The following is a 12,889-nucleotide window of genomic DNA, read 5'->3' on the forward strand; positions in this document are numbered from 1 at the left end:
GCCGGGCCGTTCCCGGCAGCTACGCGGTAAGGCATCCGCCGGGCATGGCCCGGCGCTGCCGGATTCCATCACTCGGCGGTCCTGCGTTTGAACACGCGCTGCACCACCACGAAGAACAGCGGCACGAAGAACACGCCCAGCGCGGTGCCGACGATCATGCCGCCCAGCACGCCGATGCCGATGGCCTGCTTGGCGCCGGAACCGGCACCGGTGGAGATCGCCAGCGGCACCACGCCCATGCCGAACGCAAGCGAGGTCATCACGATGGGACGCAGGCGATCGCGCACGGCATGCATGATCGATTCGATCAGGCCGGCCCCCTTCTCCAGGTTTTCCTTGGCGAACTCGACGATCAGGATCGCGTTCTTGCTGGTCAGGCCCACCGTGGTCAGCATTGCCACCTGGAAGTAGATGTCGCGCTCCAGGCCCTTGAAGGTGTTGGCCAGCACCGCGCCGAGGATACCCAGCGGGGCGGCCAGCAGCACGGCGGTCGGAACACTCCAGCTTTCGTACATCGCGGCCAGGCACAGGAACACGATCATCAGCGACAGCGTGTACAGCAGCGGGGTCTGCGAGCCGGCCTGGCGTTCCTGGTAGGACATCGCGGTCCACTCGATGCCGAAGCCCGCCGGCAGCTGCTTGGCCAGCTGCTCGATCTCGGCCATGGCGTCACCGGAGGCGACTCCCGGGGCCGGTTCGCCCTGGATTTCCATTGCCGACACGCCGTTGTAGCGCTCCAGGCGCGGCGAGCCGTAGTCCCAGTGCTTGCTGGCGAAGGCGCTGAACGGAACCATCTCGCCCTTGTCGTTCTTCACCGACCAGAGATCGAAGTCCTCCGGTACCATGCGGAACGGCTGGTCGGCCTGCACGAACACGCGCTTGACGCGGCCACGATCGACGAAATCATCGATGTAGGCGCTGCCCCATGCGGTGGCCAGGGTGGTATTGACCTGGGCGATCGACAGCCCCAGCGACGTTGCCTTGGCCACATCAATGTCGATGCGGAACTGCGGCGTGTCTTCCTGGCCGTTCGGGCGGACGTTGGCCAGCTTCTTGCTGCCGGCCGCCAGGCCGAGCAGCTGGTCACGCGCGGCCACCAGTGCATCGTGGCCCTGGCCGCTGTTGTCCTTCAGGAAGAAGGTGTAGCCCGAAGCGGTACCCAGCTCCGGGATCGCCGGCGGCGGGAAGGCGAAGATGAAGGCGTCCTTGATCCCACCCAGCGCAGCCATGGCGCGGCCGGTGATCGGCATCACGCCGTTGTCGGCGTCACGCTCGCTCCAGTCCTTCAGCTTGACGAAGGCCATGCCCGCGTTCTGGCCCATGCCGGCGAAGCTGAAGCCCTGCACCGAGAACACCGACTCGACCGCCGCCTTCTCGTTCTCCAGGAAGTGATTCTCCAGTGCCGCGATCGATTCCAGGGTACGTTCCTGGGTGGCGCCGACCGGGGCCTGCACCAGCGCCATCAGCACGCCCTGGTCTTCATTGGGCAGGAACGAGCTGGGCAGGCGCACGAACAGAACCGCCATCAGTACGAACAGCGCGGCGACGATGCCCATGAAACGCCACGGACGGTTCAGGATGCCGCGTACACCACGCTGGTAGCTTTCGCTGGTGCGGTCGAAACCCCGGTTGAAGCCGTTGAAGAAGCGACCGGCCAGGCCGCGGTGGGCGACATGATGCTCGCCCTTCTTCAGCGGCTTGAGCAGGGTGGCGCACAGCGCCGGGGTCAGTACGATCGCGACCAGCACCGACAGCGCCATCGCCGAAACGATCGTTGCCGAGAACTGCCGGTAGATCACGCCAGTGGAGCCACTCATGAAGGCCATCGGCACGAAGACGGCCGACAGCACCAGGCCGATGCCGACCAGTGCACCGGTGATCTGGCCCATCGACTTGCGGGTGGCCTCCAGCGGCGACAGGCCCTCCTCGGACATGATGCGCTCGACGTTCTCCACCACCACGATGGCGTCGTCCACCAGCAGGCCGATCGCCAGCACCATCGCGAACATGGTCAGCATGTTCACCGAGAAGCCGAGCATCGCCAGTACGCCGAACGTGCCCAGCAGCACCACCGGCACGGCGATGGTCGGGATCAGGGTGGCGCGGAAGTTCTGCAGGAACAGGTACATCACCACGAACACCAGCACGATCGCTTCGATCAGGGTCTGCACGACGCCCTTGATCGACACGCGTACGAACGGCGTGGTGTCGTACGGAATCTCGGCCTTCAGGCCGGCCGGGAAGAAGTTCTTCAGGTCGTCCAGCGCAGCATCCACGCCGGCGGCGGTGTCGAGCGCATTGGCGCCGGTGGCCAGGGTGACGGCCAGGCCGCTGGCCGGCTGGCCGTTGTAGCGGGTGACGAAGTCGTAGGACTCCGCGCCCAGCTCGACGCGGGCGACATCACCCAGGCGCAGTTCGGCACCGTCCTGCGCGCCGCGCACGACGATGTTGCGGAACTGCTCCGGCGTCTGCAGGCGCGACTGCGCATTGATCGTGGCGTTGAGCTGCTGGCCCTTGACCGAGGGCGCGCCGCCCAGCTGGCCGATCGCCACCTGTGCGTTCTGTGCCTGGATCGCTGCGGTCACTTCCGGCACCGACAGGCCATAGGTATGCAGCTTGTTCGGGTCCAGCCAGATGCGCATGGCGTACTTGCCGCCGAAGACCTGGATGTTGCCCACGCCCGGGACTCGGCTCAGGCGATCGACGACATTGGAGCCGACGTAATCGGCGATGTCGTTGGCATCCATGCTGCCGTCTTCGGAGACGAAGGCGATCACGTTCAGGAAGCCCGAGCTGGACTTGGCCACGTTGATGCCCTGCCGCTGCACTTCCTGCGGCAGCAGCGGCATGGCCAGCTGCAGCTTGTTCTGCACCTGCACCTGCGCGATGTCCGGATTGGTACCGCTCTCGAAGGTCAGGGTGATGGTCGCCTGGCCGTTGGCCGAGCTGTTGGAGGAGAAGTAGATCAGGCCATCAAGCCCCTTCATGTTCTGCTCGATGATCTGCGTCACCGAGTCTTCGACCACTTTGGCCGAGGCACCCGGGTAGGTGGCGCTGATTTCCACCGCCGGCGGAGCGACGTTGGGATACATCGAGACCGGCAGCTTGAACAGGGCCAGGCCGCCGGCGAGCATGATGATGATGGCGATGACCCACGCGAAGATGGGTCGATCGATGAAAAAGCGTGCCATGGAATTCTCCGCTTACTTCGCGTCGCCGGCCGGAGCCGCAGGCGGGGCAGCGGCCGGCTTGGCCGGTGCGGCGCCCTTTTCGGTGGCGTTGACCGGCATGCCGGGGCCGATCTTCTGCAGGCCTTCGACGATGACCTTGTCGCCGGGCTTCAACCCATCCTCGACCAGCCACTTGTCGCCGATGGTGCGGCTGACCTTGACCGGGCGGACTTCGACCTTGCTGTCCTTGCCGACCACCATCGCCGTGGTGTCACCCTTGGCATCGCGGGCGATGCCCTGCATCGGCACCAGCACCGCGTCGCTGCGCACGCCGCCACCGATCACTGCGCGCACGTACATGCCCGGCATCAGCAGGCCATCGGGGTTTTCCACCTTGACCCGCAGGCCGAAGCTGCCGGTGGCTGGATCGACGCTGACTTCGGAGAACTCCAGCGTGCCCTTGTGCTCGAAAGCGCTGCCGTCTTCCAGCAGGATGCTGACCGGCGTCTGCTGGTTGTCCTGCAGGCGGCCGGCGGCCAGCTCGCGGCGCAGCTGCAGCAGCTCGGCCGAGGACTGGGTGAGGTCGACATAGATCGGATCCAGCTGCTGCACCGTGGCCAGCGCGTCGGCCTGGCCGGCGTTCACCAGCGCACCCTGGGTGACGCTGGACTTGCCGATGCGGCCGCTGATGGGCGCGGTGATGCGGGCGTAGCCCAGCGTGACGTTGGCCGAATCCAGCGAAGCCCGGGCGGCGCCGACATCGGCCTCGGCCTGCTTCTGCGCGGCTACGGCGTTTTCCAGATCCTGCTGGCTGACCGCATCGACCTTGGCCAGCTCGGTGATGCGCTTGGCACTCAGGCGCGCGGCGTTGGCCGTGGCTTCGGCGCGGGCCAGCTGTGCGCGGGCACTGTTGGCCTGGGCGCGGTAGCTGGCGTCATCCAGCTGGTACAACGGCTCGCCGGCCTTGACCATGCCGCCCTCGGTAAACAGGCGCTTGGCCACGATGCCGCTGACCTGCGGACGGATTTCGGCCACCAGGAAGGCATTGGTCCGGCCCGGCAACTCGCGGGTCAGGCCCACGGTCTCGGACTTCAGCGTGACCACGCTGACCTGGCCGGGCCCCTGTTCGGGGGCCTGGGGTTCGCCGCCACAGGCGGCCACGGTCGTGGCGATGGCCAGCGACAGCGCAAAGGGTCGGATTCGGCTCAGCAACATGGGGAAGGCTCTTGGAAGGAAGAATCTCAGCAGGCACTGATACGGCGGACACCTCCCGGGAAAGGGTTGAGGCCTCACGTACAACGCCCACCCGGGCAGGCATGGGTGCCGGAACAGGACAGCCACGCACACGACGGGAACGATGGAGGTGAAATATACATACATGCTTGTTTGTTTGTAAACAGGTACAATTCAGCCACGTTTCACCCGTACTCGTACCCATGGCCCGCAAGACCAAAGAGGACACCCAGGCAACCCGGGAAGGCATCCTTGACGCCGCCGAAGCCTGCTTCCATGAACATGGCGTGGCCCGTACCACGCTGGAGATGATCGGTGCCCGCGCCGGCTATACCCGCGGCGCCGTGTACTGGCACTTCAAGAACAAGGGCGAGGTGCTGGCCGCGATCATCGAACGGGTGCACCTGCCTTTCATGCAGGAACTGGAGCGCACCTCCACCGAGCAGCGCGATACGCCGGTGCATGATCTGCGCGCGGTGATGATCCATTCCTTCATCGAGCTGTCCGAAGACGAGCGCCTGCGCAAGACCATGGAGATCATGGTGCGCAGCGATGCTTCGGCCGACACCAAGGTGCTGACCGAACTCCAGCAGGCCGGTTTCCGCGACGCGCTGGACCGGATGGAGCGTGCGCTGCGACGCGCGCAGGCGCTGGGCCAGCTGCGCGAAGGCGCCGACCCGAAGATCGCCGCGCGCATGCTGCACGCGACCGTGCTGGGGGTGCTGCATGGCGCGATGGTCGAGCCGGATCTGATGGATCTCCAGCGCGACGGCATGCTCGCGCTGGACATGACCCTGGCCGCCTACGTGAAGGAAGGCGTGTTCGAGCCGGGCACCGTACCTGCGCCGTTGCCGGAGGCCTGAGCGCACAGGGGTCGGATCCCTCAAACAAGAAGGCCGCCTTTCGGCGGCCTTCTGCGTTACAGGATGTAGCGGCTCAGGTCCGGATCCTGCACCAGTTCACCCAGATGCGCATCGACGTAAGCGCTGTCGATGGCCAGGGTCTCGCCATCGCGGTCAGGCGCTTCGTAGCTGAGCGAATCCAGCAGGCGCTCCAGTACCGTATGCAGGCGGCGGGCACCGATGTTCTCCTGGCGCTCGTTCACCTGGAAGGCGATCTCGGCCAGGCGGTCGATGGCGTCGGCAGTGAAGCTGACCTTGACGCCTTCGGTGGCCAGCAGCGCTTCGTACTGCTTGGTCAGCGCCGCCTTCGGCTCGGTCAGGATGCGCACGAAATCACCCTTGCTCAGCGCGCCCAGTTCCACGCGGATCGGGAAACGACCCTGCAGCTCCGGAATCAAATCGCTCGGCTTGGCCAGGTGGAAGGCACCGGAAGCGATGAACAGGATATGGTCGGTCTTGATCGTGCCGTACTTGGTCGACACGTTCGAGCCTTCCACCAGCGGCAGCAGATCGCGCTGCACGCCTTCACGCGAGACGTCGCCACCACCCACGTTGTCACCGCGCTTGGCAACCTTGTCGATCTCGTCGATGAAGACGATGCCATGCTGCTCGCAGGCTTCGATCGCCGCGGTGCGGATATCGTCCTCGTTGACCAGCTTGCCGGCTTCTTCCTCCAGCAGCAGCGGGCGTGCCGCCTTGATGGTCAAGGTGCGCTTGTGCGCCTTGGCACCACCGCCGAGATTGGCGAACATGGACTTCAGCTGCTGGCCCATCTCCTCCATGCCCGGCGGCGTCATGATGTCCATGCTGACGTTGGCGGCCAGATCCAGTTCAATCTCGCGCTCGTTCAGCTCACCATTGCGCAGCATCTTGCGGAACTTGATGCGGGTTTCGTTGTCCTGTGCCGACGGCTCGTTGCGCGCCACTTCCGGGTCGAAACCGATGCCGCCGCTGCGGCGTGGCAGCAGCGCATCGAGAATGCGGTCTTCGGCACGTTCTTCGGCCTGGGTGCGCACGCGCACCTTGGCCTGCTCGCGGTACAGCTTGACCGCGGTATCGGCCAGATCGCGGATGATCTGTTCGACGTCCTTGCCGACGTAGCCGACCTCGGTGAAACGGGTCGCTTCGACCTTCACGAACGGCGCATTGGCCAGCGTGGCCAGGCGACGCGCGATCTCGGTCTTGCCGACGCCGGTCGGGCCGATCATCAGGATGTTCTTCGGCATGACCTCGTTGCGCAGCTCGGCCGGCAGCTGCATGCGGCGCCAGCGGTTGCGCAGGGCGATGGCCACGGCGCGCTTGGCGTCATGCTGGCCAACGATGTGCCGGTCCAGCTCCTGCACGATCTCGCGCGGCGTCATGGTGGCGGAGGAAACTTCGATCTTCGACATGGATGGGCTCACGAATGCGTTGTCGATGACACCGGAACCAGACGGCCCGGCCGGTAGCGCCGGGCCATGCCCGGCGGATCAGGGAGCGTCACAGCTCCTCGACCACCACGTTGCGGTTGGTGTAGATGCAGATGTCGCCCGCGATGTTGATCGCTTCACTGGCGATGGTGCGCGCATCCAGCGCCGTGTGCGCCATCAGCGCGCGGGCCGCCGACAGCGCGTAGGAACCGCCGGAACCGATGGCGATGATGCCGTCTTCCGGCTCGATCACGTCGCCGGTACCGCTGATGATCAGCGAGGTTTCCTTGTCGGCCACGGCCAACAGTGCTTCCAGCTTGCCCAGGCGACGCTCGGTGCGCCAGTCCTTGGCCAGCTCGACGGCGGCACGCTGCAGCTGGCCGTGCTTTTCCAGCTTGGCCTCGAACAGCTCGAACAGGGTGAAGGCATCGGCGGCCGCGCCGGCGAAACCGGCCAGCACCTGGCCATCGCGACCCAGCCGGCGCACCTTGCGCGCATTGCCCTTCATCACGGTGTGGCCGAGCGTGACCTGGCCGTCGCCGGCAATGGCCACATGCTCGCCGCGACGCACGCAGGCGATGGTGGTGGCGTGGAAAACGTTGGGGTTCTGACTGGGGTCCATGCGGCCTCCGATAGCTGTTCCCGGGACATGGGGACAGCGCCGGGGCCGATCAAGCCTGCGCGGATGGCTGCCGTTCAGGGCTCGGGCGCCAGCGGCCGCTGCATCCGCCGGGCATGGCCCGGCGCTACCACCGCATCAGGGCATGACTTGGCGCTACCGGCGGCGCTTGGCGCGCGGATGCGCAGCGTCGTAGACCTTGGCCAGGTGCTGGAAATCCAGATGGGTGTAGATCTGCGTGGTGGCGATGTCGGCGTGCCCCAGCAGTTCCTGCACGCCGCGCAGGTCGCCGGACGATTCGAGGATGTGGCTGGCGAAGCTGTGCCGCAGCATGTGCGGATGCACGTGCTTGAACAGCCCTTGCCGCTGCGCCAGCTGGCGGATGCGGATCTGTACCGCGCGCTGGCTGATCGGCCCGTTGCGGCCCGGAAACACCGGGGTGGCCGGGGCGCCGCCGCTTTCGCTGCGCCAGGCGAGCAGTGCCTCGCGCGCCGGCTTGCCGAACGGTACCCGGCGCTGGCGGTTGCCTTTGCCCTTCACGTTGACCAGTCCGCTGGCAAAATCCAGGTCACGCCAGGTCAATGCGCAGACCTCGCTCAGGCGCAGGCCGGAGGAATAGAACAGCTCCAGCAGCGCGCGGTCGCGTCGCCCCAGCTCGCCTTCCGGTTCCAGTTCGACCAGTTGCACTGCTTCATCGGCGTCGAGCACCTGCGGCAGCCTGCGCGGCGCTCGCGGTGCCTTCAGCGTGGCCGCTGGACTGACCTCGATGCGGCCATGCCTGAGCAGCCACGCATAAAAGCTGCGGCAGGCAGACAGCCGCCGCTGCAGGCTCTTGGCCGACAGGCCCCGGCGATGTTCATCGGCGACGAACTGTCGCACGGCGTCAGCATCCAGCGCCTCCACCGGCACGCCCCGCGGCTCGGCCCATGCCGCCAGCGCATCCAGGTCGCGACGGTAGGCGTCCAGCGTATGCGCCGACATCCGCCGTTCCACCTGCAGGTGCTGCAGGAACGCCATGACCGCGCTCATCGCCGCCGCGCTCCGCTCAGTCCTGGAAGCGCTTGAGGCCGGTGGCCAGGGCCTCGCCCATCATGCGCAGGAACAGCGTGCCCATGCCCGGGTAGAAGCGGTTCGGGTCATGGCTGCCGACCGCGATCAGGCCGACACCCGGCAGCGGCAGCAGGGCGGTGGTCTGCACCTCCTCACTGCGCGCGCCATACAGCACCGCGTTCTTTTCCGGCTGCAGGCGGCCGCAGATCGGCTCACCGTCCTTCAGGCAATCACGGAAGGGACCCAGGCGTGGATCGTCGGCCGCGATGACCTGCAGCCATTCGGCCTGTTCCAGCCCGGCCACCGGCACGTGCACGACCAGCCGCACCAGATCACCCGCGAAATCCTCCTGCAGCGAGGCGGCCATCGCACGCAGGGTATCGGCGGCACTGCCCTGCTTCATCAGTGCCAGCGTCAGCTGGTGGGTGCGCACCGCCAGCCGTTCGTTGACCTGGGCGGTCGCGCCCAGATCGGCCAACCGTCGCGCCAGCTCGCGGTTCTTTTCCCGCAGCAGCTCCAGCTGGTAGCTGGCCAGCGATGCGGTCGGGCCGTCATCGCGCGGCACCACCAGGGTCAGCGCCAGGTCCGGAAACTGCTTGAGGAAGGCCGGATGGCGCCGCAACCAGGCAGCGACTTCATGGGCCCCGAGCTTGTCGACGGTCTCAGTCATGCGATCCACTCCCCTTCGAAGACGAATGCGGTGGGGCCGGCCATCACCACGGGCTGCCCCTCGCCCGGCCACTGGATGCGCAGTTCGCCGCCGGGCAGGCTGATGCGTGCATCGCGCTGCAGGCGACCGCGCTGCATGAGGGTGACTGCGGCTGCACAGGCGCCGCTGCCGCAGGCGAGGGTCTCGCCGACGCCCCGCTCGAACACGCGCAACCGCGCGTGGTCCGGCGCGATGACCTGGGTGAAACCCACGTTCACCGACTTCGGGAACGAGGCATGCTGCTGCAGCAGCGCGCCGACGCGCTCGACCGGCGCCGCATCGATCAGGCCCACCTCGATCACGGCATGCGGATTGCCCATCGACACCGCAGCAAACCGCACGCTCTCGCCCTGCAGCGGCAGCAGATACTCCTCGCGCGGGTGGGCAAAGCCGACCAGCGGCACGCTGGCAGGTTCGAATGCGGGTACGCCCATGGTCACCGCATACTGGCCCTGGCCCAGCACCTGCACCGCATGGCTGGCCAGTGGGCTGTCGATGACGAATGCATCGCCCTGGGCACTGCCCTCGCGCACCAGCCAGGCCGCGATGCAGCGCGCGCCGTTGCCGCACTGCTCGGAATTGGAGCCATCGGCGTTCCAGATCCGGTACGAGGCGACCGAGCCTTCGACGCGCGGGGCCTCGATGGTCAGGATCTGGTCGCAGCCCACGCCGGTGTGGCGGTCGGCCAGGCGCGCGGCCAGCTGTGGCGTGGGCGGCGCGGTGCCGTCGCGCAGGTCGATCACTACGAAATCGTTACCCGCGCCGTGCATCTTGCTGAAACGCAGCGCGGTGGAACCGGTCTTACTCATTCCCGTCGTCCACCTTCTTCACCGGGTCCGGGGTCACCGACGGACTGCCGTCACCCGTGTCCTGGGTGGCAGGCGGGGTGGCTTCGCCGTCGGCATCGGTGGCCGGCTCGACGGTCTCTTCCACCGGCACCGGCTTCTGCGGCAGCACCAGCGGGCCCTTGTTGCCGCAGGCGGACAGGAACAGCAGCGAGGCCGCTGCCAGCGGAATCAGGATGGCGTTTCGATGGGGAATCTTCATGCCCCGAGTATAGCCACTGCCGGCTGAGCGGTTGGTGGAGGGTACGGCCCCCATGGCAGCGCCGGGCCATGCCCGGCGGAAGGGTCAGTCCTGCGGCGGCAGCGGCCGCGTCCACAGCCAGATCGCCACCACGGTCATGCTGCCGATGGAAAACCATTTCACCCAGGCGATCGGCACGCACCACAGCATGATCCCGGCGCAGACCGCCATGGTGATCGTGGCCATCCATTTGCCGTAGCGGCTGACCGCGCCATGCGCCTGCCAGTTGCTGATGGCCGGCCCGAAGCGCGGATGCTGCAGCAGCCAGGCATGCAGCCGCTCGGAGCCGCGCGAGGCGGCCCATGCCGAGATCAGGATGAATACGGTTGTCGGCAGCCCCGGCACGAAGATGCCGACAATGCCGGTGCCGAGACTGACATAGGCGAGCAGCCACCATGCCCAGCGGAAACGCACCGGCCGGCGGGTCGGGGCTGCGTCCTGGGCGGCAGGCGGTTCAGGCAGGCTCATGCTCGCAAGGATAACGGTTCGGGGTGCCCGGCAACGCCCGGCACCCCGCCGCAATCACGGTGCTGCGATACCCAACTGCTGCAGCACGAAGGCATACGATTCGGACAGCTCGCGGTAACGCTGGAAGCGACCCGACTTGCCGCCATGGCCGGCCTCCATGTTGGTGCGGAACAGGATCGGGTAATGGCCAGTGTTGTCGTCGCGCAGCCTGGCCACCCACTTGGCCGGTTCCCAGTACTGCACCTGCGAATCCCACAGGCCGGTACCGACGAACAGCGCCGGATAATCCTGCTTCCTGACATTGTCGTAGGGCGAGTACGAGAGCATGTAGTCGTAGTACTGCTTCTGCTCCGGGTTGCCCCACTCGTCGTACTCGTTGGTGGTCAGCGGGATGGTCGGATCCAGCATGGTGGTGACCACGTCCACGAACGGCACCTGCGCCACCATCACCCGGTAGTCCTGCGGCGCCTGGTTGGCCACCGCCCCCATCAGCAGGCCACCGGCACTGCCACCGGACGCGGCCACGCGATCCTTCGCCGCCCAGCCCTGCGCCACCAGTCCACGGGTAACGTCGATGAAGTCGTTGAAGGTGTTCTGCTTGTGCAGCAGCTTGCCGTTCTCGTACCAGTCGCGGCCCATCTCCTGGCCACCGCGGATGTGGGCGATGGCATACACCACGCCGCGATCGAGCAGGCTCACTGCCGTCTGGTTGAAGTACGGGTCCATCGACATGCCGTAGCTGCCGTAGGCGTACTGGAACAGCGCGCCCTTGCCGTCCTTCTGGTAGCCCTTGCGGTAGACCAGCGACACCGGCACCTTCACGCCATCGCGCGCGGTGATCCAGACGCGTTCGGTTTCGTACTTCGATGCGTCATAGCCGATCACCGGCTGCACCTTCAGCTGGCGGCGCTCGCCGGTGGCGGTGTTCAGCTCGAACACGGTGGTCGGGGTGGTCATCGAGGTGTAGACGTAGCGCAGCCATGGCGTATCGGCCTCGGTGTTGTCGCCCAGGCCCATCGAGTACGCCGGCTCATCGGCCTTCACGTAGTCGCTGCGGCCATCCTTGAACAGCAGGCGGATGCGCTCCAGGCCTTCGGAACGCTCGGCAATGGCGGTGAAGCCATCAAACAGCTCGAAGCCTTCGATGAACACCGCATCGTCATGCGCGATCCAGTCCTTCCACTGCGCACGCGAGGTGGCATCGGTCGGTGCGGTGACCAGTTTGAAGTTCTTTGCACTGTCGTTGGTACGTATCACCCAGCGGCCATCGTAGTGGTCGGCGTCGTACTCCACGTCGCGCTGGCGTGGCGCCAGCACGGTGAACGTGGTCGGGTCGCTGGCCGGCGCGTAGCGCTCTTCCGACGACACGGTACTGTGCACGCCGATGGTGATGAAGCGGTCGTCGCGGGTGCGGCCGATGCCCATGTAGAAGCTGTCGTCCTTCTCTTCGTAGACGACGGTGTCGGCGCTGGCCGGGGTGCCCAGCACGTGCTTCTTCACGCGCACGGTCAGCAGCGTTTCCGGATCGTTCTCGACGTACAGCACGGTGCGGTTGTCGTCGGCCCAGACCAGGTCGCCGGAACTGCCGGTGATCACGTCGGGCAGCACCTGCCCGGTCCGCAGGTCCTTGAAGCGGATCGTGTACTGGCGACGGCCCACGTCATCGTCGGCCCAGGCCAGCAGCTGGTTGTCCTGGCTGACTTCCATCGAGCCGACATTGAAGTAGCCCTTGCCGGCGGCCATTGCGTTGACATCCAGCAGCACTTCTTCGGCGGCATCCATGCTGCCCTTGCGGCGTGCGTGGATCGGGTAGTCCTGCCCGGTCTCGAAGCGGCTGTAGTACCAGTAGCCGCGCTCGCGCGCCGGCACGCTGGAATCATCCTGCTTGATGCGGCCGACGATTTCCTTGTACAGCGCGTCTTCCAGCGGCTTCAATGGCGCCAGCACCTGGTCGGCATAGGCGTTCTCGGCCTGCAGGTAGGCCAGCATGTCCTTGTTCGCGCGCTTGTCGTCACGCAGCCAGTAATAGTCGTCGTTGCGGGTCGCGCCGAACGGGGCCTTGACCTCGTGCGGATGCCGGGCGGCGTCCGGCGGAACAGGCAGGGGGGCGGCGGTAGCGGTGCTGGTCATCAGGCTGGCGAGCAACAGGCAGAGGGTGGACTTCATGAGATAAGGCTCCAGGCGCTTCAATGCAATGGTCTTCGACGGGATCGGTTCCCTTCCCCGAACAGCGATCTGACCCC

General features: G+C 66.5%; 11 protein-coding genes. 1 reads left to right on the forward strand and 10 read right to left on the reverse strand.

What is annotated here, in order from left to right; all coding sequences use genetic code 11:
- Positions 1 to 68: 68 nt before the first annotated feature.
- Both smeE and smeD read right to left on the reverse strand, forming a co-directional pair.
- On the reverse strand, positions 69 to 3,191 hold the full coding sequence (gene smeE, locus N5J29_RS13545; RefSeq protein WP_053520172.1) for a multidrug efflux RND transporter permease subunit SmeE: 3,123 nt from the start codon (positions 3,189 to 3,191) through the stop codon (positions 69 to 71).
- Positions 3,192 to 3,203: 12 nt separating this feature from the next.
- On the reverse strand, positions 3,204 to 4,385 hold the full coding sequence (smeD, locus tag N5J29_RS13550) for a multidrug efflux RND transporter periplasmic adaptor subunit SmeD (RefSeq protein ID WP_164150667.1): 1,182 nt from the start codon (positions 4,383 to 4,385) through the stop codon (positions 3,204 to 3,206).
- A 221-nt stretch (positions 4,386 to 4,606) separates the two neighbouring features.
- On the opposite strand from smeD, the gene N5J29_RS13555 reads away from it, so the two are divergent.
- On the forward strand, positions 4,607 to 5,266 hold the full coding sequence (locus tag N5J29_RS13555; RefSeq protein ID WP_164150665.1) for a TetR family transcriptional regulator: 660 nt from the start codon (positions 4,607 to 4,609) through the stop codon (positions 5,264 to 5,266).
- Between the two features lie 56 nt (positions 5,267 to 5,322).
- Here N5J29_RS13555 and hslU read toward each other — a convergent pair whose 3' ends face one another.
- The 8 genes from hslU to N5J29_RS13595 form a co-directional block, all read right to left on the reverse strand.
- A complete protein-coding gene (gene hslU / locus N5J29_RS13560) occupies positions 5,323 to 6,696 on the reverse strand; it encodes an ATP-dependent protease ATPase subunit HslU (RefSeq protein ID WP_164150663.1) in 1,374 nt (457 codons plus the stop codon).
- Between the two features lie 88 nt (positions 6,697 to 6,784).
- The gene (hslV, locus tag N5J29_RS13565) at positions 6,785 to 7,336 is read right to left on the reverse strand and encodes an ATP-dependent protease subunit HslV (protein ID WP_164150661.1); all 552 of its coding nucleotides are present in this window, start codon (positions 7,334 to 7,336) and stop codon (positions 6,785 to 6,787) included.
- Between the two features lie 153 nt (positions 7,337 to 7,489).
- Positions 7,490 to 8,362, reverse strand: a complete 873-nt coding sequence (xerC, locus tag N5J29_RS13570; RefSeq protein ID WP_164150660.1) for a tyrosine recombinase XerC — start codon at positions 8,360 to 8,362, stop codon at positions 7,490 to 7,492.
- Between the two features lie 16 nt (positions 8,363 to 8,378).
- The gene (locus N5J29_RS13575; protein ID WP_065175177.1) at positions 8,379 to 9,053 is read right to left on the reverse strand and encodes a DUF484 family protein; all 675 of its coding nucleotides are present in this window, start codon (positions 9,051 to 9,053) and stop codon (positions 8,379 to 8,381) included.
- Complete coding sequence (gene dapF / locus N5J29_RS13580; RefSeq protein ID WP_065175178.1) at positions 9,050 to 9,901, reverse strand: diaminopimelate epimerase; 852 nt, start codon at positions 9,899 to 9,901, stop codon at positions 9,050 to 9,052. The genes N5J29_RS13575 and dapF overlap by 4 nt, the downstream gene beginning before the upstream one ends.
- On the reverse strand, positions 9,894 to 10,139 hold the full coding sequence (locus N5J29_RS13585) for a lipoprotein (RefSeq protein ID WP_053520180.1): 246 nt from the start codon (positions 10,137 to 10,139) through the stop codon (positions 9,894 to 9,896). The genes dapF and N5J29_RS13585 overlap by 8 nt, the downstream gene beginning before the upstream one ends.
- Positions 10,140 to 10,223: 84 nt before the next feature.
- Positions 10,224 to 10,646, reverse strand: a complete 423-nt coding sequence (locus tag N5J29_RS13590) for a YbaN family protein (RefSeq protein ID WP_053520181.1) — start codon at positions 10,644 to 10,646, stop codon at positions 10,224 to 10,226.
- 54 nt (positions 10,647 to 10,700) lie between these two features.
- Positions 10,701 to 12,812 carry a S9 family peptidase gene (locus N5J29_RS13595; protein WP_065175180.1) on the reverse strand — a complete coding sequence of 704 codons (2,112 nt, stop codon included), beginning with the start codon at positions 12,810 to 12,812 and terminating at the stop codon, positions 10,701 to 10,703.
- Positions 12,813 to 12,889: the final 77 nt, after the last annotated feature.

Source organism: Stenotrophomonas sp. GD03680 (assembly GCF_029844625.1).
GTDB lineage: Bacteria > Pseudomonadota > Gammaproteobacteria > Xanthomonadales > Xanthomonadaceae > Stenotrophomonas > Stenotrophomonas maltophilia_P.

Coding starts and splice junctions, on each gene's coding strand:
- smeE (WP_053520172.1), bottom strand. CDS start 3,191: ATGGCACGCTTTTTCATCGATCGACCCATCTTCGCGTGGGTCATCGCC.
- smeD (WP_164150667.1), bottom strand. CDS start 4,385: ATGTTGCTGAGCCGAATCCGACCCTTTGCGCTGTCGCTGGCCATCGCC.
- N5J29_RS13555 (WP_164150665.1), top strand. CDS start 4,607: ATGGCCCGCAAGACCAAAGAGGACACCCAGGCAACCCGGGAAGGCATC.
- hslU (WP_164150663.1), bottom strand. CDS start 6,696: ATGTCGAAGATCGAAGTTTCCTCCGCCACCATGACGCCGCGCGAGATC.
- hslV (WP_164150661.1), bottom strand. CDS start 7,336: ATGGACCCCAGTCAGAACCCCAACGTTTTCCACGCCACCACCATCGCC.
- xerC (WP_164150660.1), bottom strand. CDS start 8,362: ATGAGCGCGGTCATGGCGTTCCTGCAGCACCTGCAGGTGGAACGGCGG.
- N5J29_RS13575 (WP_065175177.1), bottom strand. CDS start 9,053: ATGACTGAGACCGTCGACAAGCTCGGGGCCCATGAAGTCGCTGCCTGG.
- dapF (WP_065175178.1), bottom strand. CDS start 9,901: ATGAGTAAGACCGGTTCCACCGCGCTGCGTTTCAGCAAGATGCACGGC.
- N5J29_RS13585 (WP_053520180.1), bottom strand. CDS start 10,139: ATGAAGATTCCCCATCGAAACGCCATCCTGATTCCGCTGGCAGCGGCC.
- N5J29_RS13590 (WP_053520181.1), bottom strand. CDS start 10,646: ATGAGCCTGCCTGAACCGCCTGCCGCCCAGGACGCAGCCCCGACCCGC.
- N5J29_RS13595 (WP_065175180.1), bottom strand. CDS start 12,812: ATGAAGTCCACCCTCTGCCTGTTGCTCGCCAGCCTGATGACCAGCACC.